This window comes from Desulfosarcina sp. (genome assembly GCF_055467485.1).
Genome location: NZ_JBUOIV010000046.1, coordinates 13,841 through 39,346 on the forward strand (window position 1 = coordinate 13,841; position 25,506 = coordinate 39,346).

Genomic DNA, 25,506 nt, shown 5'->3' on the forward strand with positions numbered 1-25,506 from the left:
AATCAAACGGCATCTTAAGGTTGCATATTGAAATCAGATGCTTCAGGCCATCCAAGATGCTGACATTCCAGGATGGAAATAAATTGTGAATCGGCGCTTGACCCCTGCAGCTGATCTATTCTATTTTTGACTATCGGGAATAGTTATTTGTTCCTTCCTCCCTGTTCTGGCCATGCACCATTACATCGAAAAGCGCCTTGAATATAAGCGATCCCGATGTCCTATTTATTTGACGATGTACCCTTCGGCAATTCCAGGAGAAGAGGTGCTGTCACCAATCTGAGTTTGGGAAGGAGGGAATATGTCTATTATTACCATTTCTAGAGGATCGTATAGCAGGGGTGTAGAAATTGCAGAAATAGTAGCTGAAAAATTAAGTTACCAATGTCTTGATCGAGATGTATTGATCGAGGCTTCCAAAGAGTTTAACATCCCAGAGGTCAAACTCGTTCAAGTCCTTGAAGATCCCCTTTCTTTTTTTGAGCGCTTTAGTAAAACGAAAAAGATATATATTGACTTCATTCAGGCTGCCTTAATCAATCGTCTTAGGGCGGACAATATTGTCTACCACGGTCTGGCAGGTCATATTTTTGTAAAAGAGATACCGCATGTTCTCAAGGTCCGGATAATTGCCGATTTGGAATATCGGGTCGCGTTCGTGATGAAACGAGACACGCTAAGTAGAGACAAAGCATTAGATTTTATAAAAAAAATTGATAGTTCAAGAAGAGAATGGGGACAACATCTTTATGGAATAAATCTGGAAGACCCCATCCACTACGATATCGTCATCAACACTGAGAGCATGTCTTCAGACGTTGCCGTGAAAATAATTTGCGAAATGGTAACCGGGAAACAATTTCAAACGACCCCTGCATCCCAAAATAAAATGGAAAACCTTGCTTTATCCCTTAAAAAGAAAATTGACAACCTTCCGTTGTCACTTAAATCAACGGTATCCCACTCACAACGCTAATCGAAAAACAATTACAAAGCCTCTATATGGATTCGAAGAGCCTTAAGAGAACCTCCATACAGCTGATTATTTTTTCTATCTTAAAGACGACCAAGTGCAAATTACGTTAACCATAGCTCCGACCTTCAATTCCGGCCAACGGCCAGTTTTGTAATGCCAATCGTAATCCTATGTTGTACCGATTCGCCGTCGGCAATGAATTGGCAAATATGGTTTAAAAAGCAACGGTTTAAACCAGGGTCAGTTCATAGATTATCTCAATGTATCTGTATACCATCTTATGATTGACATTTAATTACTTCGTTACCCCCCACGCGCCGGTATTGTTAGTCATCATTTTCCCATGAATTTTATTAAATAAATATGTAACCTTTTAGCCTGTCAAACGTTGCTGATAATAATACTGCTTCCGAAAACTGACCTCCTTCCTGAAGTTGCTGACATTTTGCTAAGCCTTTATATCAACATTCGCCTCTTCCGCTGAGAGACCCTGCTGTTCGAGACGACGATCTGTTTTGACCCGAACCACGACATAGCGTCTCTAAGGGGGGGTGATAACTTCTTTATAGTACGGTAAAGAAATGATCGGATTTAAATCTTTGTCTAAATTCTAAATAAGGAGGATAATTATGAATTTAAGATTGAACAGACTTACCGTATCGATTATTATTTTGTCCCTAATCTGTTTGGTAAGCGGTCCTGTTTCGGCAAAATCGGAAATCGTTCCCGGGGGACCATGGATAAGCGATAACCAGACCGTCAATCTAAATGCTTTCAGCAGTTATGATGAACTGGTCAAGTCGCTTAAACAGACCGAGAAGGCATCGAAAGGCTTGGTAGAACTGGAGGTCATCGGATTGACCAACCAGGGGCGGGAGATTTATCTCGCCAAAATCGGAGATCCTGATAAAACACCGGTCATGATCCAGACCCAACAACATGGCAATGAACCAATCGGCACTGAATCAGCACTGAAGGTTATCAAAGCACTGTCGACCGGAAATGCAGCCGCGATGAAAATCTTAAATGAACTCTATGTCCTTATCGTTGTTCGCGTCAATCCGGACGGTGCAGAACTATGGCAGCGTGAAAATGACGATCCGACAGCACCCGATCGTAGAACCAGCAGATACATTTACACCAGCGGCGGTGTCGGTTGGGATATCAACCGCTACCACTTTTCGGATTGGACAGATTGTCCGCTTTACGCCTGGTATATGACGGATCCTGTTACCTACCCCTACCCGGAAAATCCCGTTCCCGAATCTGTAGCGGTCATGACTGCTTTTCTGAACTATCAACCCATCTGGATGGTCGATTTTCACGGACAGGCCACCTATGTGACAGATGAAGGTGAAAATGTCACCAGTTCGATGCTCTGGCCCACAAACGAAGATGCCGCCGCTGTCGTAGACCTCTCCAAGCAGCTTTGCGTGGTGATGATGGACCAGATGTCGCAATATGGATTTGCCACTGTCAACCTTTATCCAGGTGGTCCGGAACCCGGAATTGCTCGAAACGCATATGGCATTGAGGGTGCAGGAAGTGTTCTCGTGGAAATCAAAGGCGGGATAGGCCAGAAGTCCAACGGCATGTTGGTCAAACATGCTGTGGAGCAGATGATGGCCATTTTAGAGGCAACCGCTGACGGATCTCTGTACATGGCCGATCCTGACCGCGTGGAAGAACTGGATATTGGGCGCACACCTTACTATAAACAGATACCGGCGAATGGAAATGAGGATGAACCGACTGAGTAGCCATAGCGACTTATAACGATTTGCGCGCTGGAGCGATTATCGCTTTGCAATATGGACTATGTGATTTGCGAAACCGTTTTTTTTGCTATTAATGCGGAGCCATGGATGAAAAGGCCGACTACCAGATCTTGTGGTCGGCCTTTTCACGTTGAAGTCCCTTTTACATGCAGACATAGATCGATATATTTCGAGACAAAAACAGCAATGGCGTTCCGCGATATCTCCAACGAATCACCGTATATGGCGAGGTCCACGCGGCGAAGATGATCTCAATACATCACAACAATGCCCATCCATGGGAATTGTGGTTATTTTTTATCACCACACCGTGGTATTAACCCATTATTATCTCACAGCATAATATTTGACATCTCCCTCCGCAATGATAATATAATTCGTTTAATCCTCTTGCATATGGCGCTCGAACCGCTCGTCCAACCTGGTCTTTATGTGAAATCTGTACCTGTCTGAAGTCTCCTATTGGTAAGTTCATGCTCTAATTTTCTTTCCTGCTGAACCACTTACATATTTTCCTTTAGTTTTAACCTGATAACCAGGTGAAAAAAAATGGAGACTCCACTCAAATTATGCATGTTTGGCTCCTAATGGCGCATGTTTGCATCATTAGGAGCGTTCTTTAATCCGGAGGAACCAAAATTTAGGGCAATCAAGGAGGTCAATTATGGCCAAATATCTATATCTTGCTTCATACACACAAGAGGGCTTGAAAGGTCTTTTAAAAGATGGCGGTTCAAAACGAAAGGCGGACCTTAGTACCGCTGTCAAAGAATTGAATGGGACTTTGGAAACGCTTTATTTTGCCTTCGGGGAAAATGATGTTTACAGCATTGTCGACATTCCCGACAATGTGAGCGCCGCAGCCATCGCCCTTAAGATAAATGCCAGCGGTGCAGCTAAAGTTAGAACAGTTGTACTATTGACCCCCGAGCAAGTCGATGAAGCAACCAAAATAAATGTCAGTTATCGTCCACCCGGACAATAAAAATTTATGCGGTCGAAGACAGAACACCACGGGTTCACCCGCGGATGAATGAGCTTTACCTCGTCTCTGCGTTAGCAGAGGTGAGGTCGGCTCCGCAGGAGACGTAGACCGTCAGTACCCCGGGTTTACCCGGGGAATCTATTCTTTAAATTAAGAACTAAAAGAAAGGCAGAGAATGCATTGTCTTTGCCTTTCTTTTTTCAAGATATCCAACTATCACCGGATTTGGCAAATTCCGTTCGGTCAAGATGATCTCAGTGTATCTGCAATCCGATTGAATGATTGGAATGGCGGTATTTTACACCGCAGCTAACTAATCATTCTTAAAAGAATAAGAAGCTATCAAAATGATAAAATCAGAAAGTTTCCATAAAATAAAAATAATTGTAATTGGATTTTTATTTGGTGCTATTCTACTTATCGCGATGTCTATGATACAAAAAAGTATTATTGGCCACACCCCTCTAATACACAAGGAGTGTATAATATTAGTTCTTTTTGGTGGTGTCTCAGGAGGTTTGATAACACATTATTTGTTTAAGATAAAAACGCTTAATAATAAATTACAGCAACGCGTTAACACTTTAGAGTCGGTTCTGCCAATATGTTCATACTGCAAAAAAATTAGGAAACCTAAAACTGATTGGAAGGATTCCAACTCATGGCAACATTTAGAATCATATATATGTGATAGAACTTCATCTCAATTTACACATGGTGTTTGCCCAGATTGCATAATAAAGCTCCATGACAAAAATTATTCAATAAAGATCAAACCGACGTAGCCGGAACTAAAAGTATTAACCAAGGGAGGTAATCCTTGGCTATTTTAAATCAAGATACCTTTCCAATTCATCTGCAAACTATACCTGATCGGAAAGGCCATGACATTTTGAATTTTATCAAACCGGTAAAAATCTCAATTTGTTAACAATAAGGATCAGTCGCCATGATTTGGGAAAAAGACGACTATACGATTTCTTCTGAAAGAAAAAATGTGGATATTGATGCCCTTCACGATATGCTCCGGCGTTCGTATTGGGCCAAGGATCGTTCTCGTGAAGCTGTTGAGAAAGTTATCGAAACATCACTATGCTTCAGTATGTTACGGGGTGAAGAAATGATCGGATTTGTCCGAGTTCTTACTGATACTATGGCTTATGCGATCATCCTTGATATGATCATTAGAGAAGAATTTAGGGGTAAGGGACTCGGGAAATGGCTGATACAGTGCATTTTTGGTCATCCTGAAATTAAACCTCTAAGGCAAGTTCTATGGACAAGTGGTGCAGATGCTTTTTATCGGAAAACTGGTTTCAGAGAGATGTCCAATCTCAAGTTTATGTCTGTAAATTGGGTACTGTAAACTTATCAAACCAGTCAATAATTATGACGGGCAGCATGAGAATATGGCGGACACCAAAACCTCATCCCGATAATGCAGATGCCTCCAACGAATCACCGGACCTGGCAAGGTTCACGCAGCAAAGATACTCTCAATGTATCACCAGGCGACCGATTTATCAGATATGTTCATTGACTGGTGTGAAAACACCACCCACCCAAAATACCGTCTTACCGCAAGATGCAGCGGTGCTTGGAATTGACCAATTTTTCCGAACCTGGCCAGAAAGCACACGAATCGGTGGGTTCCGCATTCGTAGGATAACCATTACGTACCAGGAGACTCTGGCTTTTCTGTTTCTTGGCAATTAGCTATCAGTGATGACGGACAAGGACCTTGAAAGAGATTCTGCTATATTGTATACGCGATTTAATCCAGATTGAGAGTACACCATGAACCACTGCAATAGACGTGATTTCATTAAAATTGGTACAGGTTTGCTTTCTACCTGCCTGTTGCCGTCGGCAGGGTGGTCTGCCCTTTCACCGGACAACTCTCATCGCACGCTCTCCTTTTATAATACACACACCGGGGAAGAGCTCATCACCTGTTACTTCAAAAACGGCGCCTATTGCCCCGATGCCATGGGCCGCATCAATCACATATTAAGGGACCACTACACCGGCGACATCGAAGCCATGGATCCCCAGTTGATGGACCTGCTCAATTCCGTAAGCCGTCAATTGGGATGCAGTGACCCCTTTCACATCCTTTCCGGTTACCGTTCACCCCAAACCAATGACCGACTGCGCAAACAAAGGTCCGGCGTGGCCAAATCCAGCTATCACATCCTTGGACGCGCCATCGACATTCGCCTGCCCGGATGCGATACGCGCCAATTGCGCGAAGCCTGCCTGGATTTGAAACTGGGCGGTGTTGGTTACTATCCCCGCTACGATTTCGTTCACGTGGATACCGGAGGCTTTCGAACCTGGAATGGATAGGGTCCCATTACCATCAGGGAGTCCTTGCCAAACCGCATCTAAGACAAGAGGTATATGGGGTTTCTTATTACAGTCACTGCCCTACGCGCATGCGCGCACGCAGTTGTCTTTTTATTGTCTATCAATCTGTCTTGATGGACGCCCTGTCTGGATGCTGTCTTGATAGACGCCTTTATGAATTACAACTGGGGAGGACGAAACCATTTACAGTTACCCCGGCGGGTGGGTGGCAGGCTATTGCTGGAAAGCGCAAGTTTTGACAAGGTCCAAAGAACTGAGATACCTATTCAAGCCAACCGCTGGAAAAAAAGGCCGGCTGCCAGATCTGGCAGTCGACCTTTTGAGGTTGAAGTCCATCTCAACCGCAGATGTGTTCCTTCCACATCGGGTGCAATCATGATTTGGGGAATACATCTATTACAGAACAGTCAAGTCGTTCGCCTCTGCCCCAAGCAACCGGCATTCAGCCGCCAAGCACACCGATGATGGCCCGCATGAATGCCGGCAGATCGTCGGGCGTGCGGCTGGTGACCAGGTTGCCGTCCACCACAACCTCCTTGTCCACCCAGTTGCCCCCGGCGTTGACCAGGTCGTCCCTGATGGAAAAGTAGGACGTGACGGTCCGGCCGCGGATGATGTCCGCCGACACCAGCATCCATCCGGCATGGCAGATGGCGGCCACCAGTTTGCCGGCCTCGGCGAAGCCTTTCACTAGGCCGACCATGGCCGGGTAGCGGCGCATGTGGTCCGGGGCATAGCCGCCGGGAATGACTACGCCGTCATAATCGGCAACAGCGACCTTATCCGCAGCGGTATCGACGGTTACCGGGAGACCGGCCTTGCTTTTATAGGTGCCGGCACTGCCCGACCCCACCACGGTCACCGCCGCCCCCGCTTCTTTGAGCCGGTAGTAGGGATACCAGAATTCGAATTCATTGTAGAAGGTCTCCACCAGGATAAGGATCTGTTTACCCTTGAGCTCCATTGTGTCACCTCGCATTCAAGATTAATTTAAAGGACCGCACCATCTGGTACGGATGATACGATTTCTTGGCCTTGGCCAGGCCGGGAATGCCCATGTCGCTCTCTTTGTTCAGGTAGGTATAACCGTTGAAAAGCATACGGGCGCAGGCGTTGTCGAAATACTGGTACAGCCCCTTGACGCTGCCGAAAGCCTTCTCATACTGTAAGGTCGCCATGTCCCGGGTCAAGGGGGCCGAAATGCCGAAGGCGCTCACCTGGCCGTCGATGCTCAGCAGGATGCCTTTGACGTTGAATGCATCGAAGTGATTCAAGGTGTTGATGGCTGCCTGCTTCTCACACGAAAGATCCACCTGGTCGTCGGCATCGCAGTCGCGCTCCCGGCACCACGCTTCCAGAAAGCGCAGGCAATCCTCGGCATTGTCCCGGCCGATGGAATCAATGGCCACCTTTCCGGTGTCCACGTAATCACGCTGGAACTGGTTGATCAGGTTGCGCTTCTTGGAATACCGGTTTCCTTTGAGCCCGGCCAGGTCGTCGACCCGGTAGACATAGTCGTCATAGGCGCCCTGGTGCATTATCGTGAAGTGGCGGGCGACGGCCTTTTCACCGAAATGGTCGACGTACGTATCGGGAACGAACCAGTACTCCGTGTGCCCGGCAAGCTCGGCCACCGTCACCAGTTCCTCTGGGGTGAACATGCGTTCCGGCGAGATCGGCAGCAGCAGGTGCCGGTTCTTTTTGACGGTCTCGAATTCGGCCGCCACGATGAAGGCATCTTCATATTCGGCGCCGAACGGAACGTATTCGTCATTGGTCCAGGCGATGATGGAGGAGAGGGAGTAGGCGCAAAGTGGATAACGCTGGTTGTTGAAATAGGGAAGATAGGTCGCGTAGTCCGGCGGGGTCAGTTGTTTGAAGTTTATCATGATGTCTTGAGCATGGGCACGGAATCGGCCATGGGTGAAAAACCCAGGGGTCGATAAAATGGATGCGTCTTCCTTTCTGCAATGAGTCCGACCCAGCCGATGCCGTCGGCTTCCAGGCGGGCAACCAGCTTCGCCACCATCCGGGACCCGATGCCCTGCCCCCTGAAGGCCGGGTCCACAGTCACGTCCTGGATGTAGGCGTCGCTGGCCCGGTCGCTGATGGCGCGGCCCATGGCGACGATGGTCTTGCCCTGGCGGGCCACCAGGAAACAGTGGCTGCCGGCAATGATGGCGGCCACCAGGGACGGGTTATCCGCCGCGTCCGTCCACCAGCCGGCCTGCCGGTAGAGTTCGGTCAATCGATCGATGTCCATCCGGGTCGGGGTTTCAAGAAACGAATAGTCAATCATAAGCCAAGGATCATCCGGCGGGATTGTCGAAGAGGCACGAAACCTGGTTGCGGCCGGCCTGCTTGGATTGGTACATGGCCTGATCGGCGCGCTGCACAAAACTGGAGATCTCCTCCCCCTGCCGGTACTGGGTCACACCGATGCTGATGGTGATTTCCAGATTGGAATTCTCTCCGCAGGCGAAATTTTCGGCGGCCACGGCAGACCGGAGCCGCTCGGCCACCGTCCTGGCTTCTTCGCCGTGGGTTCCCGGCAGGATGATGGTAAACTCTTCGCCGCCGTATCGATAGGCGGTGTCCATCTTGCGAAGGCAGGACTTGATAATCCGTCCGAGACGCACGAGGATCTTGTCCCCTTCCAGATGGCCGTAAGTGTCGTTGAAGTCCTTGAAGTTATCGATATCCAGCAGCAGCAGGCTCAGCTTGTGCCCGTACCGGTTGAAGCGTTCGATCTCCCCCTTGAGCTGGCTGTAAAAATGCCGGGAGTTGAACAACTGGGTGAGGCCATCGGTGATGGAGAGTTTTTTCAACTTCTCGAGCATCTGGACCCGCTCCTGATTCAGGCGGCGTTCGTTGAGCACCCGCCTGAGGCGCAGCAGCAGTTCTTCGAAACGGACCGGCTTGAAGACGAAATCACTGGCCCCCTTGCTGATGGCCTCTTCGTATGAGTATTCCGTGCTGTAACCGGTCATGACGATGACGTCGATGTCATGGTTGCGCTTGATCCGGTCGGTCAGTTCCAGTCCGTCCATGCCGGGCAGCAGGATGTCGGTGATGACGACTTCTATAACGGTTCCCGAAAGCACCTCCAACGCCTCCTCGGCACTAGACGCCACCGATGCTTCGTATCCGGAAATCTGGACGAACTCATGCATTGCATCCCGGATGGAGAGGTCATCGTCGACAATAAGAATGTGAGGTGTCATGAAGTTCGATTTTCATTATCGGCAGAACGCTTACGGTTAGCAGTTGACATGCCCGAAAACGGTCTGATATTAATTAAAATTTTACAAAATATGAGAATTATAACCATGTTGAAATCCGGTGTCAACCGGCAGATTCTACCTGTTTCTTTCGAACCTGTAATAATATGAAAAACATACGCAACTTCAGCATCATCGCTCACATCGACCATGGCAAATCCACCCTCTCCGATAGGATGATCCAGTCGAGCAAAATCATCGCGGACCGCGATTTCAAGGACCAGATCCTGGACTCCATGGATATCGAGCGCGAGCGGGGCATCACCATCAAGAGCCAAACTGTGTGTTTGCCATATAAGGCCAAGGATGGCAAGACCTACGACCTGAATTTGATCGACACGCCGGGTCACGTGGATTTCACCTACGAGGTTTCGCGGGCCCTGGCTTCCTGCGAGGGGGCCCTATTGCTGGTCGACGCCAGCCAGGGCGTGGAGGCCCAGACCCTGGCCAACCTCTACCTGGCCCTGGAGCACAACCTGGAGATCATACCGGTGATCAACAAGATCGACCTGCCGTCGGCGGACATCGACCGGGTCAAGGATCAAATCGAAGAGGATCTGGGACTGGACCCGGCAACGGTCATCCTGGCCTCGGCCAAAGAGGGCGTGGGGATCGACAACATCATGGAGGCCGTAGTCCTCAAGCTGCCACCGCCCACGGGCGATGCCGACGCACCGCTCAAGGCCCTGATCTTCGATTCCCACTACGACCCGTTCAGAGGCACCATCGTTCATTTCCGCATCAAGGAGGGCACCATCCGGACCGGGGACCGCATCCGCTTCATGTCCAACAACGCCACCTACAAGGTGGAGGAGGTGGGCGTGTTCCAGATCGTCCGGGTACCCAAAAAAGAGCTGAGCGCCGGAGAGGTGGGGTACATGATCGCCGGCATCAAAACGGTGAGCGACACCCGCTGCGGCGACACGGTCACCCACCACCGCCGGCCATGCGACAGGCCGCTTTCCGGGTTCAAAGAAGCCAAGCCGGTGGTTTTTTCATCCATCTACCCGGTGGCATCCGACGCTTACGAAGACCTGGTCGTAGCCATGGAGAAGCTCAAGCTCAACGACGCCTCGCTGATTTATGAGAAGGACAGCAGCGCCGCCCTGGGATTCGGCTTTCGTTGCGGCTTCTTGGGGTTGCTGCACCTGGAGGTGGTCCAGGAGCGACTGGAGCGCGAGTACGACCTCTCCCTGATCCTTACCGCACCCTCGGTTCGCTACCGCCTGATGATGAACGACGGCGAGGAACTGATCATCGACAACCCGGCCCTTTACCCTGACCCCACCAACATTGAGTATGCCATGGAGCCTTACATCAAGGCGGCCATCATCATCCCGGACCGCTACATGGGCGCCGTGATGAAGCTCTGCCTGGAACGGCGGGGCATCAACAAGAACTACCAGTACCTGACCAACAAGCGCCTGGAGATGGTTTTCGAACTGCCCTTGGGGGAGGTGATCTACGACTTTTATGACCGGCTCAAATCCATTACCCAGGGCTACGGTTCCTTCGACTACGAACTGATCGATTACCGCCGGACCGACCTGGTGAAGCTGGATTTTCTGATCAACGGGGAACGGGTGGATGCCCTGTCCATGCTGATCCACCGGGACAACGCCGTTGGCCGCGCCCGCATCGCCTGCGACAAGCTCAAAGACGAGATCCCGCGCCAGATGTTCAAGATCGCCATCCAGGGGGCCATCGGCGGCAATATCATCTCGCGTTCCACCGTCTCGGCCTTCCGCAAGGATGTAACCGCCAAGTGCTACGGCGGGGACATCAGCCGCAAACGCAAGCTGCTGGAGAAACAGAAAAAAGGCAAGAAGCGCATGAAAATGGTGGGCCAGGTGATGCTGCCCCAGTCCGCCTTTCTGGCGGTGCTGAAAACCGACACGGACTGATAGGAAGAACCATGGGAAAAACCATCGCACAGAAAATAGTCGACGACCACCGCGTCGGCACTCCGGACACGGACGTTCACGTCATCCGGTTGGATGCCGTCTTCTGCCATGAAATCACCACGCCGCCGGCCATCCTGGACCTCGAGCGGCGCGGAAAGGACCGGGTATTCGACCCGGCACGGATCAAGGTGGTCATCGACCACGTATCCCCGGCCAAGGACTCCAAGACCGCCCTGCAGGGCCGGATCCTGCGGGCCTGGGCCCGGCGCCACGGCATCGTCGATTTTTTCGATATCGGTGCCAACGGCGTCTGCCATGCCCTCTTCCCGGAAAAAGGGTTCGTCCGACCCGGCTACACGGTGATCATGGGTGATTCGCACACCTGCACCCACGGCGCCTTCGGCGCCTTTGCCGCCGGCGTCGGCACCACCGACCTGGAAGTGGGCATCCTCAAGGGCGTCTGCGCGTTCAGGACGCCGGACACCATGCGCATCAACATCACCGGGACCCTGCCCGATGGCGTCTTTGCCAAGGACGTCATCCTGTCGGTCATCGGCCGCATCGGCGTCGACGGCGCCACCAACAAGGTGATCGAGTTTGCCGGGCCTGTGGTGGCCGCCATGGACATGGAGTCGCGCATGACCCTGTGCAACATGGCTGTCGAAGCCGGCGGCACCTGCGGCATCTGCGCCCCGGACCGGATCACCGTGGATTACCTGTGGCCTTTTATCAAGGATGAATACGACAGCCGGGAAGCGGCGCTGGCGGCCTTCTCCCGTTACCAGCCCGACCCGGATGCCGCCTACGCGAGGACCATCGACCATGACGTTTCCAACCTGACGCCCATGGTCACCTTCGGTTTCCGGCCGGACAACGTCAAGCCGGTGTCCGATATGACCGGCACCCGGGTGGACCAGGTGTACATCGGGTCCTGCACCAACGGCCGCATCAGCGACCTGCGCATTGCCGCCCGGGTCCTTGATGGAAAACGCGTCAGTGAAACGGTGCGGGCCATCGTTTCGCCGGCTACGCCGACAATTTACCGCCAGGCCCTGGAAGAGGGGCTCATCAAGATCTTCATGGACGCGGGCGCGTGCGTCACAAACCCCACCTGCGGCGCCTGTTTAGGCATGAGCAACGGGGTGCTGGCCGAGGGTGAAGTCTGCGCGGCCACCACCAACCGCAATTTCAACGGCCGCATGGGCAAGGGGGGCATGGTCCACCTGGTGAGCCCGGCCACCGCCGCCGCCACCGCAATAGCCGGCACCATCGCCAACGCCCCGCTGTTCAAAGGAAACCACCATGAAATCATTTAACGGATCCGCCCTCTTCCTGGACCGGTCGGACATCAACACCGACGAGATCATCCCGGCCAAATACCTCACGGAAATCTCCCGCGACGCCCTGGCGCCCCACCTGCTGGAAGACCTCGAACTGGACGGGTTCGACCCGGCCAGGGATATCGCCGGCAAGCGTGTCATCGTCACCCGCGCCAACTTCGGCTGCGGCTCCTCCCGGGAACATGCCCCCTGGGCGCTGGAGGCCAACGGCATCACCTTGGTGGTCGCCGAAGGCTTTGCCCGTATCTTTCGCCAGAACATGTTCAACTGCGGCATGATGGCCGTCGAACTGCCGGCAGAAGACATCGCACGGCTGTTTTCGACCTTCGCCGGCCGTGAAACAACCGTGGAGACGAATGTGGACGGCGGTACTATCACCTTTTCAGCCGACGGCGCAAAGGAGACAGTCCCCTGCTCCATCTCCGGATTCGATGCGGACCTGGTTAAGGCCGGCGGTTGGGTTGAGTATGCGGATGCAAACTTTTAGAGGGAAGACGATTCTGACCACACTTGCCGTCGCCCTTTTGCTGGCATGGGCAGCCGGAGGTGCAGCGGCACAGGAATCGCCCCATCCCCTTTATGGACAGCTGATGGTGGCGGCCTTTTCCGTAGACGACACGGATGAGACTCTGGAAGGCGACAGTTTCGACCTTACCCTGTTCGGCGCAGCCGCCCAGAAGCCGCTGCTCGCCGGTTTGCCTGTCGATCTGGGATTCGAAACCGGCGCCCTGTTCTCCTGGAAAAACGATACGCGCTTTGCCCAAGTCTCCAGCGGTCCGTCCGGCGGCACCATCCGGGTCGAAATCGACAATCAGATGCTGCTGGTTGACTATTTCTTCGGCGGATATGCGGGGTTCCGACCGACCCGCTGGCTGCGCCTTTTTGCCGGTGCCGGCCCCCTTCTGGTTTACGGGTACCGGGAAATCGAACCCGAGCCATATGAAGATGTGCCAGCCGACAAGGCTTACGAATCCAAGCTTGCCGTGGGCGCTTATGCGCGTTGCGGCGCCGAAATCGTTTTCAGCGACCGCTGCATGCTCGGCGCAGGGGTCCGGGCAACCACCAGCGGCCTGGAATTCAATAATTCCATTGGCAACATCCGCTATGAGGGCATCCAGTATTTTCTGAGTTTCTCCTTCAGCTTATAGGATCGATGGGGGTCGAGATGACGATTGCCGCCTACCTGACATTAGCCCTGCTTCTGGTGCTGTTCGTTCTGCTGGTAAAAACGAAGATCCCGGCACCGGCGATTTTCGTCGGGGCGCTGGCTGTGGCAATGACCCTGAACCTGGCACCGACCGATGAGCTGTTGAAGGGATTCAGCAACCAGGGCATGCTCACCGTGGCCGTCCTGTTCATGGTGGCGGCCGGCATGTATGCCACCGGTGCTATCACTATGATCATGGACAAGCTCATCGGCCTTCCCAAATCCATTGCCGGCGCCCAGGTCAAGATACTGCCCCCCATCGCGATAGGCAGCGCATTTCTCAACAACACCCCCCTGGTGGCCATGATGATACCGGTGATCAGGGACCTTTCCCGCGCCAGCCGGCTGCCCGCCAAGCAGCTTTACCTGCCGCTGAGCTTTGCCTCGATTATGGGCGGCATGTGCACGATCATCGGCACGTCCACCAACCTGGTCATTGCCGGCCTGATCATCGATGCCATCGCCGAAGGCAGTCCGACGCTGCCCGACATCCGGGCCCTGAAGATGTTCGACCCGGCCCTGGTGGGCGTGCCCATCGCCGTCACCGGCATCGCGTTCATGATTGTATGTGGCCGCTTTTTCCTGGCCGGCCGGAAGGATGACAAGGCGCCCGAAACGGTCGTGCGGCGCTATACGGCGGAATTCGAGATCCCTGAGGGGTCGCGGATCGTCGATCGCACCCTGGAGGAGACGGGCATTGCCAGCGGCGACAACGTTGAAGTGCTCTACATTCGACGCGCGGACACGATCCTGACCAATGACCTGATGAATGAACGGCTGGAAGCAGGAGACCTGCTGTCGTTTTCCGCCGATGTCAACGCCATGACCGAGCTGTGGCGGACCAATGCGTTGGTGCCGCACCTCACCCTGAACCCCATGGAAACCGAGCGGCACACCCACCATCTGGTCAAAGCCGTGGTCTCCCGGCAAAGCATTGCGGTGGGCAAGAAGATTCCCGACCTCCCCCGGGACGTCAACGCCTGCCAGTATAAGTTCGTCGCCCTTTCGCGGGACAGCCAGCCCCTTGCCGGCCCCCTGGAGGAGGTGGTCATCGAAGCCGGCGACAACGCGGTCCTGGAAGTCAACGACGATTTTTTCTATGCGTGCCAGATCGACCACGACTTTGCCCTGACCAAAGCCCTGGATGGCTTTCACCTCCAGCGGACCGACCGGGCGGTGGAGGCCAGTCTGATCACGCTGGCGATGATCGGTGTGGTGGCCATGGGTTGGATGAGCATGCTCAATGCCAGCCTGCTGGCCAGCGGGGCCATGATTTTCACGGGCTGCCTGAACCTGCGCACGGCCGCGCGCAGCATCGACTGGGGAACCCTGGTGGTGATTGCCTGTGCCATCGGCCTGGAGTCGGCGGTCACCCGCAGCGGACTGGCGAAAGAGATTGCCGGCCTGTTGACCACCATGGGCGGAGACAATCCCCACCTGGCCCTGGCGGTAATTTTCGTCGGCTGCTCCTTCATGACCAACGTGATCACCAACAACGCGGCCGCCGCCTTCATGTTCCCCATCGCCCTGTCCACGGCCAGTCAGCTGGGGGTCAACTTCATGCCCTTTGCCATCACGCTGATGATATCGGCCTCGTGCGCCTTCATCACCCCCACCGGCTATCAGACCAATCTCATGGTCTGGGGACCGGGTGAGTACCAGTTCACCGACTTCGTTAAAATCGGAACGGTCATCACCCTCATCGTGGCCGCCATGACCATCTTTCTGACCCCGTTGATCTACCGTTTTTAGCACCGGGTTTTCTTCTCAGGATCATTATTATTAAGTAAAACCGACATTTTCCCACAAATACCGGCCCCTGTACGTGGACCTGATCCTGCGGTTTTGCCTGAACTCCCGGACGATCACATCCCCGCAACCCGAAAAAAAATGTCTTGACAGCCCCCGCCTTTCTGTATATTGAATTTTGTATACAAAATACAACAAAAGGTGTTGATCACCACCACACTGCCGGCTGCCCCCGTAAACCGGATCCAGCGAGCCCATGAAAAACATCGGTACCACCCACGAAAACCTGGATCATAAAGCGTACCTGATCATCAAGGCGATGATCGATGATCGCCGCCTGGCGCCGGGAGATAAAATCAGCCAGGAACAGCTGGCCGGTGAGCTGGGCATCAGCCGGACACCCCTGATCAGTGCCCTGAAGTATCTGGAGAAGGAAAAACTGGTGGAGGCCAAACCCCGCCGGGGCTTTTTCGTGCGGGCCTTCGACCGGCAGGAGATGGTCAGCATCTTCGAACTGCGGGAAGTTTTAGAAGGACTGGCGGCCAGACGGGCGGCCATGGCGGTCAATGATCAGCAGGTGGCAAAGCTGCGCGGATTTTTCTCGGGGTTCATCGGTAAAGGAACCATTTCCAACTACCGCGACTACCGCCGCGAAGACCGTCGATTTCATAACTTCGTTACCCGAATCGCCGCCCGGGAGTTTCTGGAAAGTATCCTTTCAACCTACAACATTATCAGTTTCTCCTATCAGCTCGTCACGTTCGAAGGCCTGGTGCGCTCCCCCGATGAAACCCTCGGCGAACACCTGGACATCATCGACGCCATCTGCCATCGGGACCCGGAGGCGGCCGAGACCATGATGCGCCGGCATTTCAAACGGACCATCGCCCACCTTGCCAATCCGGCCGGAAACCGTCCCGCTGTCCCGCCACAACATGCAGCCGATACCGTCAAGTCGATGCCCCCCGACACGGACAAAAAAGAAAAAGCGCGGCAAGGTAGTGGTCATCCATGACTGGCGGATTGAAATCCCGATCGGACCGGCTGCACGGTTCGACCCAAAGACCAGACAGTATCGGTCGAAACGGTATATCCCGTGAGAATAGGCATTTGAGCCCAAGGGCACGATTCATGGGTGGATAAGCACACTATACCGGAGAGTGATCCGGTCAGCAGGGAGGGGGACCAGCGATGCAAGCACGTCTGTCAACGGTTTCCAAAAACTACTCACACCATCGATAGGGAGGAATTAAAATGAAAAAGATTCTGTTTGTCAGCCTGATCGTTCTGCTCGCCGCTGCCACGGGTGTGGCCATGGCCGCCAAAGGGTTTCCCAAGCGCAACATCACGGCCGTGGTGGTCTGGGGCGCCGGCGGCGGCACGGATACCTGCAATCGTATCATTCACGCCGAAATGGCCAAAGTCCTGGGCGTCAACATCAACGTCATCAACAAAACCGGTGGCGTGGCCGGATCCGTGGGCATGAGCCATGCCTACAGCCAGAAGCATGACGGCTACACCCTGTGCGGCCTGTCCGAATCCAACGTCACCGCCGGCGTTCAGGGCGGGTGGGATAAGAAATTCGATGTGTGGGACACCTTTATCGTCGGCGGGTCCCCCGACGTGATTTCGGTCACCCCGGACACCCCCTACCAGAATCTGACCGATCTCATCGAAGCCGCCAAGAAAAATCCCAACAGCATCAAGGCCGCCGCCAGCGGTGCCGGTTCCATTCATCATCTGAACCTGCTGGCCGTTGAAAAAGGCTCGGGGGCCGACTTCAATTTCATTCCCTACAAGGGCTCGGCCCCCAGCCAGTATGCAGCCATTACCGGAGAGGTCTCGGTGGTGGTCACGTCCCTGGCCGAACAGCAGCAGCTGCTGCGCGGCGGCAAACTGCGTGCCCTGGGCATGCTGATCCCCGAGAGCTTCGATGTCGAGGGTCTGGGAAACATTCCGTCATCCTTCGACGCCTATCCTAGCCTGTCCGAATATCTGCCGATTTCCCAGGCCATCGGCTTTGCCGTCCCCGCCGATGCACCTGCCGAAGCCAAGGCGGTACTGGTGGATGCCTTCAATCAGGCCATGGCCACGGAGAAAGTCAAAACCTGGGCCAAGGAGAACTACTACCTGCTTTCCGGAAAATCCGGTGCGGAGTCCAAGGCGGTGTTCGATGCCTTGGAATCCAACTTTGCCTGGACCCTATGGGAACTGGGTGCCGCAACTGTTGAACCGTCCAAGCTGGGAATTCCCAAGCCGTAACCGATATATGAACATCAACGTTCCCGGGCGACAACCTTTTTCTCGGGTGTCGCCCGGGGGATATCAAGGACCATTTAGGGTTAAACTTTAAGTGTTAAGTGATTAAGCTGTGGATCGAATCTAATTTCATAGACGGTCAGAATACTTCAGTTTAACACTTAACACTTTCTACCTAAAACTTTAATCATATATTTGGGATCGAAAAAACAACCCCGATCCCTCATATAATGATCTTCGCCAAGGATCTATTCCCATGCTGGAAACAGACAAACTGCGCAAAGCGGATATTTTCTCAGGCGCGGCAATCAGCCTGTTCGGCCTGTGGGTGGTCGGCCAGGCATTGAAGATGCCCATGAAAGACTCCTGGGGCGGCGTCCAGAATGTCTGGTTTGTCTCACCGGCCCTGTTCCCGCTTTTCGTGGGCGGCATCATCACTGTGCTGGGCATTGCTCTGGTGGTCAATGCCCTGAAGACCGTCGGGGTTGCGGGGTTGAAAGACACGCTTGGCTGGCTGAAAAGCCCCGAACTGATCCTCTTTCTAAGATCCGAGGCCATGATCCGGTTCCACGCCGTCGTCGTGCTCCTGTCCAGCTTTGTCTTTCTCAACATATCGCGGATTGACTTTTTCCTCTGCAGCGTCCTGTTTTTGTGTGCGTTCATCACCATGTTCTACCTGGATGATCCGGCCCTGCTCGTCAGGATGCTTCGGTTTTACCTGGTCGGCACGGTTGGCTTCATCCTGTGGTTCGTGCTGGACGTTCCAGTGGTATTGGAAGCCATGGTGCCCTACCCCAGCGACTGGCTCACCCTGGTCTTTATTCTGCTTTACGGCGTCTATGTGTTCCACCTCGTCCGCCATCAACCACGGCTGCGGAAAAAATACAGAACCGGCCTGTTCCTGTCGATCGCGGCCCCGTTTACCATCGGCTCGATTTTCAAATATTTTCTGCTGGTGCCCATGCCCACCGAAGGCCTGATCGTGGCAGTGATGGATGCCGTCCGTTATTGGGATTTCTGATGCCCTGCACTGGAGTTGAAGCCCCATGAATGTATTTACACGAATTGGAGAATTTTTCGGGATCGTCGGTCACCTGGCCGCTGACCCCATCAGCTTGGCCGTGCTGTTCGGCTCGGTGATCCTGGGCATCCTGTTCGGCGCCATGCCCGGCCTGACGTCGACCCTGGGCGTTGCCCTGCTGACCGCCCTGACCTACGGCATGGACACCAACCTGGCCATGGTGTGCCTGCTGGCCATCTATGTGGGCGGCACCTATGGCGGTTCTTACTCCTCCATCTTGATCAACATCCCGGGAACGGCGGCGGCGGCAGCCACGGCACTGGACGGCTACCCGCTGGCCTGCAAGGGCGAAGGCGGACGGGCCATCGGCCTGACCACCACGGCATCGGCCATCGGCACCATCATCAGCATGCTCTTCGTGGTGAGCATTTCACCGATCATTTCTCATTTTGCCCTGCAGTTCACCTCTTTCGAATTTTTCCTGCTGGCCTTTTTCGGCATTCTCATCAGCGGCACCCTCACCAGCCCCGACCTGGTGATCAAGGGCTGGATCGCCGGTTTTCTGGGGCTGTTTTTGGCCTGCGTGGGTCGTGATCTGCTTCAGTTCTACCCGCGTTTCACCTTCGGCATCACCCAGTTGGACAGCGGCATCGAGGTGGTGCCGGTACTCATCGGGGCCTTCGGCATCCCCCAGATTATCCAGGTGCTCAAGGACCGCTTCCAGATCGGCGAAGCCCAGCGGCTGCAGCGCATCATCCCCGAGTTGGGCACGGTGGTGCGCAATGTCCCCGCCATCACCCGTTCGGCATTGATCGGCGTCGGCATCGGCGCCGTTCCCGGCATCGGTGAGGATATCGCCGGCTGGGTCTCCTACGGCACGGCCAAGAACACCTCCAAACATCCGGAAACCTTCGGCAAAGGAGAACTCCAGGGCGTTCTGGCCAGCGAGACGGCCAACAACGCCTGCGTGGGCGGGGCGATGATCCCGCTGTTGAACTTAGGAATTCCCGGCAGCCCGCCGGCGGCCATGCTGTTGGGGGCACTGATGCTTCACGGCGTCACCCCGGGCCCCATGATCACCTTCGAGCATCCCACCTTCATTCTCGAGGTGGCGGCTATCCTGCTGCTGGCGTCAATGGCCATGTGGTGTGCCGGCATGCTCCTGGCCAAGCAGGTGGTCAAGGTCCTGCGCATCCCCACCCAGCTGTTCATGCCCATCATCGGTGTGCTGTGCATCATCGGTTCTTATTCTCTGGGCCTGAGCACCTTCAACCTCTACCTGATGCTGCCGGTGGGCATCATCTGCTTTTTTCTCACGGAGATGGGCTATCCCATCGCACCGCTGGTCATCGGCGTCATCTTGGGACCCATGGCAGACGAGAACCTTCGCCGTGCCCTGATGGTCTCCCAAGGCAGTTTCGCGCCCGTCTTCACGCGTCCGGTGTCGTTGATCCTGTTCATCATCATCGTCTGGACCATCGTCAGCCAGTTCCAGTGGTTCCGCAGGTCCAAGGACCGCGCTCTGAACCTGATCTTTTCCCGGAAAAACACCTGCGAAGCCATTCTCGATGAAGAAAGCAAGAACCACTAATCCACGCACCCGGTTGCAAAAACAAAAGGCGGCCATCAACCGCCGCCAGGAGGTTCAAATATGCTGAAAATGGCCATCATCACCGGTTTCCTGTCCAAGACCAAAGACCGGTTCCACGAATACAACGCACCCTTGAACCTGGACGAGAAGTTCGGCCTGATGGCCGCGATCGACGGTTATGACGGTGTTGAAATCGTCTACCCCTACGAAGTCAATGACCCGGCGGCCACCCGGCAGGTGCTGGACAAGCATGGGCTGACGGTGGCGGCCGTCAACGTCAACGTCAAGGCGGAGCCGGAATTCCGCAACGGCGGCCTCACCTCCCGCGACCCCGCCGTGCGCGAAAAAGCGGTGCGCTTCATCAAGGAGGCCAAGGATTTCGCCCATGCCGTGGGTGCCGACAAGGTCACCTGCTGTCCACTGGGCGACGGCTATGAATTCGCCTTCCAGCACGACTACGCCAAGACCTGGCGCTACCTGGTGGAGACATTCGGCACCGCCGGCGACTACCGGCGCGACATTCCGCTCTTCGTGGAATACAAACCCAGCGAAACCCGGGGACGCTGCTTCGTCGATTCGGCATCCAAGGCCCTTTGCCTGCTCAACGACATCGGCAACACGGACATGGGTATCACCCTGGATTTCGGCCACTCCATGTACGGCAATGAAAACCCCGCCGAAGCCCTGACCATGTTGGCCGAAAGTCCATACCCCTATTACATCCACATCAACGACAACGACGGTCGCTGGGACTGGGACTACTTTTGCGGCACCAAGCATTTTTTGGAATATGTCGAATTTCTCTACTACCTGAAACGCTACGGCTACAACGGATATCTCACCTCTGACACCTCCCCCACCCGCTGGGATATCCGGGGCACCTTCGAGGCCAACAGCCGGATGACCAACCGCATTTGGCAGTTGCTGGACGACGTGGACGACGGTCGCCTGGCCGCGTTGATGGCCGGCGATGATTATCTGGAAACGTGGAAATTCATCGAAAGCAACATTTTCGGTCTGAAATGAAGGGCAACGCGAGATGACCGACACCATTATCGACCGGGACGAACTGCTGGCGACCCTGCCGCCGCCCTGGCCCGCGGATCCGTTTCCGTCCATTCGCAAGACGGTCGCCGAATCGGCGACCCGCCTGGTCGTCCTGGATGACGACCCCACCGGCACGCAGACCGTTCACGGCATGCCGGTGCTCACGTCCTGGTCAGTTGCCTGCCTGGAGAGGGAGTTGAAAGCGGCCGGTCCGGGCTTTTTCATCCTGAGCAATTCGCGCAGCCTCACGGCACCGGCGGCAGAGGCGTTGAGTCGGGAAATCGGTGGCCACCTCCGCCGGGCGGTCGCTTCCACCGGCGTTCCCGTATCGGTGATCAGCCGCAGCGACTCGACCTTGAGGGGTCATTTTCCCGGTGAAGTGGATGCGTTGATGGAGGCCATGGACGCGCCGCTCCTGCCCCGCATCATCGTCCCCTGCTTTTTCGAGGGAGGGCGCCTGACGGCCAACGACGTTCACTACGTGGCTGAAGGCGATCGGCTCGTCCCTGCGGCGCAGACGCCCTATGCCCGGGATGCTGCCTTTGGATACCGCCGGTCGAACCTGAGGGAGTGGGTGGCGGAAAAAACCGGCGGGGCCGTTTCCGGAGATCAGGTCGCCTCGGTGACCATCGAGGATATCCGCCGGGGCGGCCCGGATCAGGTGGCCGAACGCCTCACGTCCCTGCCTGCGGGCAGCTGCTGTATCGTCAACGCCGTGGAATACAGCGACCTTTCGGTTGTCGTGGCCGGTCTCCTGGCCGCCGAAGCCCGGGGCCTGCGGTTCGTCTTTCGCAGCGGCGCCTCCTTCGTGCGCGTTCGGGCCGGGATCGCCGCCAGGGATCTGCTCGATGGTGCTGAGTTGAACGTCGGCAACGGTAACGGCGGCCTTTTCGTGGTCGGTTCTTACGTGCCCAAAACCAGTGCCCAACTGACCGTCCTGCGCGCCCGGGACCAAGTGGTGGACATCGAGCTCAAGGTCGACGACCTGCTGGACGACGCCCGGCAGTCGGCTGCCGTTGCCGCTGCCATTGCCGCCGCCGACCAGGCGCTGGCTGCAGGCCGGGACGCGCTGCTTTTCACCAGCCGCGAGCTCGTCGCGGGCCCTGACGCAAAAAGCAGCCTGGATATTGGTCGGCGGGTGTCGGACAGTCTGGTCGCCGTGGTTCGCGGCATCGACTGCCAGCCCGGCTACCTGGTGGCCAAGGGGGGCATTACCTCCAGCGATGTGGCCACCAAGGGGCTGGGCGTGCAGCGGGCCATGATCATGGGCCAGGTGCTGCCCGGCGTTCCCGTTTGGCGGCTGGGCCGGGAAAGCCGCTGGCCGGGCATGGCTTACATTGTCTTTCCCGGTAATGTAGGCGACGACGACGCACTGGCCGACATCCGGCAGCGCCTGTCGCTGCCGGCAGCGACTCCAACCGATAATTGCCGGTAAACAGAGAAGACATGCTGGTATCCACCGAACAACTTCTCAAGCAGGCCCGGCAGGATAGCTATGCCGTGGGCGCCTTCAATGTCTATACCCTCGAAGGTGTCCGTGCGGTGGTATCGGCGGCCGAGCAAGTCCACAGCCCGGCCATCCTCCAGGTGTTGCCATCGGCTCTCGAGCTGGTGGGCACCGCCCTGATCGCCTGCTGCCTGGAGGCCGCGCGTCAAGCTGCCGTTCCCATGTCCGTCCACCTGGACCACTGCCGTTCGCCAACCACCATCACCGGGGCACTGAACGCCGGCATCTCGTCAATCATGGCCGACGGTTCGCAACTGCCCTTCGCGCGCAACATGGACTTTACCCGGCGGATGGCTGCGCTGGCCATATCCATGCAGAGGACGGTCGAAGCTGAACTGGGGTGTCTGTCGGGCACCGAAGACGGCATTACGGTCGCCGACCGAAAAGCCCGCCTCACCGACCCGGACCAGGCAACCGACTTCGTCGATCACACCGGCGTGCATGCCCTGGCCGTATGCATCGGTAATGTGCACGGCAGATATCACTCACCGCCGGAATTGGATTTTGACCGTCTCGCCGCCATCGCCGACCGGGTAAGCATCCCCCTGGTGCTCCACGGCACCTCTGGTCTGCCCGACGCCATGATCACCCGGGCGGTGTCCATGGGGGTGGCAAAATTCAACGTCAACACCGAGCTTCGCGATGCCGGCATCGCCGCCGGCGGCAGGTATATGCGATTGTCGGAAAAACCCGAGTTGGTGGATCGTATGCAAACCGAAATCGAGGCCATGAAACACCCCGTGATCGCCAAGCTCGTTCTCTTCGGATCGGCGGGCAAGGCCCCCTGAACGACAACCCGGCATCTATAAGAATAAACCCATCAAAGGAGGAAAAATCAGATGAACCAGACCAAGCACACCGTCAAAACCATTCAGGACATGCGTGACCGGGTCGAAACCATCACCATGCTCACGGCCTACGACTACCCCACCGCCAAGCAGATCAACGATGCCGGCATCGACATGATCCTAGTGGGCGACTCCTGCGCCATGGTGGTCCATGGCCACCCCAACACCCTCAACGCCACCATGGACATGATGGTGCTGCACTGCGCCGCCGTGGCTCGCGGATGCGCCCGCACCATGGTGATCGCCGACATGCCTTTTGGTTCCTTCCAGTACTCCGTCGAGGAAACCATGCGCAACGCAGCCCGTTTCGTCACCGAAGCCAAGGTTGACGGGGTCAAGTTCGAAGCGACCCCCCACCATATCGAAAAGACCAAGGCCATTGTGGAGATGGGCATCGCGGTAGTCGGCCATGTGGGCCTGCATCCCCAGGCCGTCGGCGCCCTGGGCGGACTCAAGGTTCAGGGAAAATCCGTAGAAACGGCCCGCAAGGTTGTCCGCGAAGCCCTGGCCCTGCAGGAAGCCGGCGCCTTCGCCATCATCTTCGAGGCGGTGCCGGCCAAGCTGTCCGCCTATGTCACCCGGAAACTGCGCATTCCCACTATCAGCATCGGGGGCGGCCCCGGTTGCTCCGGTCAGCTGCTGGTCACCCCGGATGTGCTGGGCATGTTCGAAGCGTTTACGCCCAGTTTTGCCAAGCGCTATCAGAACTTCAACGGCCTGATGAAAGAAACCTTTGCCAGGTATGCCGAAGAGGTAAGAACCGGTGTCTTCCCCGGAGAGGAGCACAGCTACAAGATGTCCGATGAAGTGCTTGACGCCATTGAAACCGAATTCGGAAAGGCCGAATAACCCGTTCGATACCGGCCGGCAGCGACAGCCCCCAGGCATCAATCGGGTTGCCGATACAGGGGAATTGCCACGCCCCGCCCGTCGGCATCGCATGGCTCAGGCAGGTTCCTTCCAAAAGCGGCTGCAGCTTTTTATGGTCGAGTTGCTGGAAGGCCGATCCTGCCGACCCGCGGCACCGGCTGCAGGTTGGATGAAGCCCCTTATTATTGAACCATATCGAACAAAAAAGCCCTTGACTTACTTTTACAAAAGGGTTTATATGCGGACTTTCTTGAAAGGGCACCCTGCCTTTTCAGAAGCCCCGCCGAGGTAGCTCAGTCGGTAGAGCAGGGGACTGAAAATCCCCGTGTCGGCAGTTCGATTCTGTCCCTCGGCACCAGTAAAATCAACGGTTTACAGCGATTAAGTTGTAAGCCGTTTTTCTTTTGGAAGGCCTCAGCGCCCAATCTGCGCCCACATTTTTGAAAACCATGACAAAATCCGCTAAAGCCCCCCTTACTGGACACCCCTCACCTCAAGCACTCAATATAGAAGAACTCTTCTATTATGATTTTCTACTTTTTATGAGATTTTGTTAATCGTCTCCTGCAAGCTCTTTATGCAATGACCTTTAAAATAGACCCGCCCGTAGACTCCCTGCTGAATTTTTTACCTAATTAAAGGGTCACCTACCCTGCTCATGATCGAGGTGGAGTTCCCTGGCAAACGCAGTGACACGGATATTTTTGCACTGATCCACATCAAACTCGGCCTTCAGCTGGTCCCCTACCCCGCTCGTTGCACAGGCGGCATTT

At 55.3% G+C, this 25,506-nt stretch carries 22 protein-coding genes and 1 tRNA gene; 19 read left to right on the plus strand and 4 right to left on the minus strand.

The window, feature by feature from the left end; all coding sequences use genetic code 11:
• Positions 1–301: 301 nt before the first annotated feature.
• The 5 genes from ACZCED_RS18340 (at position 302) to ACZCED_RS18360 (ending at position 6,088) form a co-directional block, all read left to right on the plus strand.
• Positions 302–976 carry a cytidylate kinase-like family protein gene (locus ACZCED_RS18340; protein WP_464861391.1) on the plus strand — a complete coding sequence of 225 codons (675 nt, stop codon included), beginning with the start codon at positions 302–304 and terminating at the stop codon, positions 974–976.
• A gap of 629 nt (positions 977–1,605) precedes the next feature.
• Positions 1,606–2,736: a M14 family zinc carboxypeptidase gene (locus tag ACZCED_RS18345; protein WP_464861392.1), complete on the plus strand. Its 1,131-nt coding sequence runs from the start codon at positions 1,606–1,608 to the stop codon at positions 2,734–2,736.
• A 682-nt stretch (positions 2,737–3,418) separates the two neighbouring features.
• Positions 3,419–3,739, plus strand: a complete 321-nt coding sequence (locus tag ACZCED_RS18350; protein WP_464861393.1) for a GYD domain-containing protein — start codon at positions 3,419–3,421, stop codon at positions 3,737–3,739.
• A gap of 949 nt (positions 3,740–4,688) precedes the next feature.
• Positions 4,689–5,105: a GNAT family N-acetyltransferase gene (locus tag ACZCED_RS18355; RefSeq protein ID WP_464861394.1), complete on the plus strand. Its 417-nt coding sequence runs from the start codon at positions 4,689–4,691 to the stop codon at positions 5,103–5,105.
• Between the two features lie 431 nt (positions 5,106–5,536).
• Positions 5,537–6,088, plus strand: a complete 552-nt coding sequence (locus ACZCED_RS18360; protein WP_464861395.1) for a YcbK family protein — start codon at positions 5,537–5,539, stop codon at positions 6,086–6,088.
• A gap of 463 nt (positions 6,089–6,551) precedes the next feature.
• Here ACZCED_RS18360 and ACZCED_RS18365 read toward each other — a convergent pair whose 3' ends face one another.
• Genes ACZCED_RS18365 through ACZCED_RS18380 form a run of 4 tightly spaced genes read right to left on the minus strand, consistent with a single transcriptional unit; the run spans position 6,552 to position 9,333 of the window.
• Positions 6,552–7,073, minus strand: a complete 522-nt coding sequence (locus ACZCED_RS18365; RefSeq protein ID WP_462969195.1) for a type 1 glutamine amidotransferase domain-containing protein — start codon at positions 7,071–7,073, stop codon at positions 6,552–6,554.
• Between the two features lie 4 nt (positions 7,074–7,077).
• On the minus strand, positions 7,078–7,998 hold the full coding sequence (locus ACZCED_RS18370; protein WP_464861396.1) for a DUF2156 domain-containing protein: 921 nt from the start codon (positions 7,996–7,998) through the stop codon (positions 7,078–7,080).
• Positions 7,995–8,408, minus strand: coding sequence for a GNAT family N-acetyltransferase (locus ACZCED_RS18375; RefSeq protein ID WP_462969193.1), 414 nt, complete (start codon positions 8,406–8,408; stop codon positions 7,995–7,997). Before ACZCED_RS18375 ends, ACZCED_RS18370 begins: the two co-directional genes overlap by 4 nt.
• Before the next feature lie 10 nt (positions 8,409–8,418).
• A complete protein-coding gene (locus ACZCED_RS18380) occupies positions 8,419–9,333 on the minus strand; it encodes a GGDEF domain-containing response regulator (protein ID WP_462969192.1) in 915 nt (304 codons plus the stop codon).
• Positions 9,334–9,497: 164 nt separating this feature from the next.
• On the opposite strand from ACZCED_RS18380, the gene lepA reads away from it, so the two are divergent.
• The 14 genes from lepA to ACZCED_RS18450 all read left to right on the plus strand — a co-directional run bounded on the left by lepA (position 9,498) and on the right by ACZCED_RS18450 (position 25,091).
• Positions 9,498–11,294 (plus strand): translation elongation factor 4, encoded by a 1,797-nt coding sequence (gene lepA / locus ACZCED_RS18385; RefSeq protein WP_462969191.1) that lies wholly within the window; start codon positions 9,498–9,500, stop codon positions 11,292–11,294.
• A gap of 11 nt (positions 11,295–11,305) precedes the next feature.
• The gene (locus tag ACZCED_RS18390) at positions 11,306–12,610 is read left to right on the plus strand and encodes a 3-isopropylmalate dehydratase large subunit (protein ID WP_462969190.1); all 1,305 of its coding nucleotides are present in this window, start codon (positions 11,306–11,308) and stop codon (positions 12,608–12,610) included.
• Entirely contained in the window at positions 12,597–13,121 is a 525-nt protein-coding gene (locus ACZCED_RS18395) for a 3-isopropylmalate dehydratase small subunit (protein WP_462969189.1), read from the plus strand. Before ACZCED_RS18390 ends, ACZCED_RS18395 begins: the two co-directional genes overlap by 14 nt.
• On the plus strand, positions 13,108–13,782 hold the full coding sequence (locus ACZCED_RS18400; protein ID WP_464861397.1) for a hypothetical protein: 675 nt from the start codon (positions 13,108–13,110) through the stop codon (positions 13,780–13,782). The genes ACZCED_RS18395 and ACZCED_RS18400 overlap by 14 nt, the downstream gene beginning before the upstream one ends.
• 17 nt (positions 13,783–13,799) lie before the next feature.
• Complete coding sequence (locus tag ACZCED_RS18405; RefSeq protein WP_462969187.1) at positions 13,800–15,593, plus strand: SLC13 family permease; 1,794 nt, start codon at positions 13,800–13,802, stop codon at positions 15,591–15,593.
• 253 nt (positions 15,594–15,846) lie between these two features.
• Positions 15,847–16,605 carry a GntR family transcriptional regulator gene (locus ACZCED_RS18410; RefSeq protein WP_464861398.1) on the plus strand — a complete coding sequence of 253 codons (759 nt, stop codon included), beginning with the start codon at positions 15,847–15,849 and terminating at the stop codon, positions 16,603–16,605.
• Between the two features lie 239 nt (positions 16,606–16,844).
• Positions 16,845–17,852 carry a tripartite tricarboxylate transporter substrate binding protein gene (locus ACZCED_RS18415; RefSeq protein WP_464861399.1) on the plus strand — a complete coding sequence of 336 codons (1,008 nt, stop codon included), beginning with the start codon at positions 16,845–16,847 and terminating at the stop codon, positions 17,850–17,852.
• A gap of 253 nt (positions 17,853–18,105) precedes the next feature.
• Positions 18,106–18,870 carry a hypothetical protein gene (locus ACZCED_RS18420; RefSeq protein WP_464861400.1) on the plus strand — a complete coding sequence of 255 codons (765 nt, stop codon included), beginning with the start codon at positions 18,106–18,108 and terminating at the stop codon, positions 18,868–18,870.
• A gap of 25 nt (positions 18,871–18,895) precedes the next feature.
• Positions 18,896–20,461 carry a tripartite tricarboxylate transporter permease gene (locus tag ACZCED_RS18425; RefSeq protein ID WP_462969183.1) on the plus strand — a complete coding sequence of 522 codons (1,566 nt, stop codon included), beginning with the start codon at positions 18,896–18,898 and terminating at the stop codon, positions 20,459–20,461.
• Between the two features lie 60 nt (positions 20,462–20,521).
• The gene (locus ACZCED_RS18430) at positions 20,522–21,487 is read left to right on the plus strand and encodes a sugar phosphate isomerase/epimerase family protein (protein ID WP_464861401.1); all 966 of its coding nucleotides are present in this window, start codon (positions 20,522–20,524) and stop codon (positions 21,485–21,487) included.
• Positions 21,488–21,500: 13 nt separating this feature from the next.
• Positions 21,501–22,943 (plus strand): four-carbon acid sugar kinase family protein, encoded by a 1,443-nt coding sequence (locus ACZCED_RS18435; RefSeq protein WP_462969181.1) that lies wholly within the window; start codon positions 21,501–21,503, stop codon positions 22,941–22,943.
• An 11-nt stretch (positions 22,944–22,954) separates the two neighbouring features.
• Entirely contained in the window at positions 22,955–23,803 is an 849-nt protein-coding gene (locus ACZCED_RS18440; protein ID WP_462969180.1) for a class II fructose-bisphosphate aldolase, read from the plus strand.
• Between the two features lie 51 nt (positions 23,804–23,854).
• On the plus strand, positions 23,855–24,712 hold the full coding sequence (gene panB, locus ACZCED_RS18445; RefSeq protein ID WP_464861402.1) for a 3-methyl-2-oxobutanoate hydroxymethyltransferase: 858 nt from the start codon (positions 23,855–23,857) through the stop codon (positions 24,710–24,712).
• Positions 24,713–25,015: 303 nt separating this feature from the next.
• Positions 25,016–25,091: transfer RNA gene (locus ACZCED_RS18450), tRNA-Phe, on the plus strand.
• Positions 25,092–25,506: the final 415 nt, after the last annotated feature.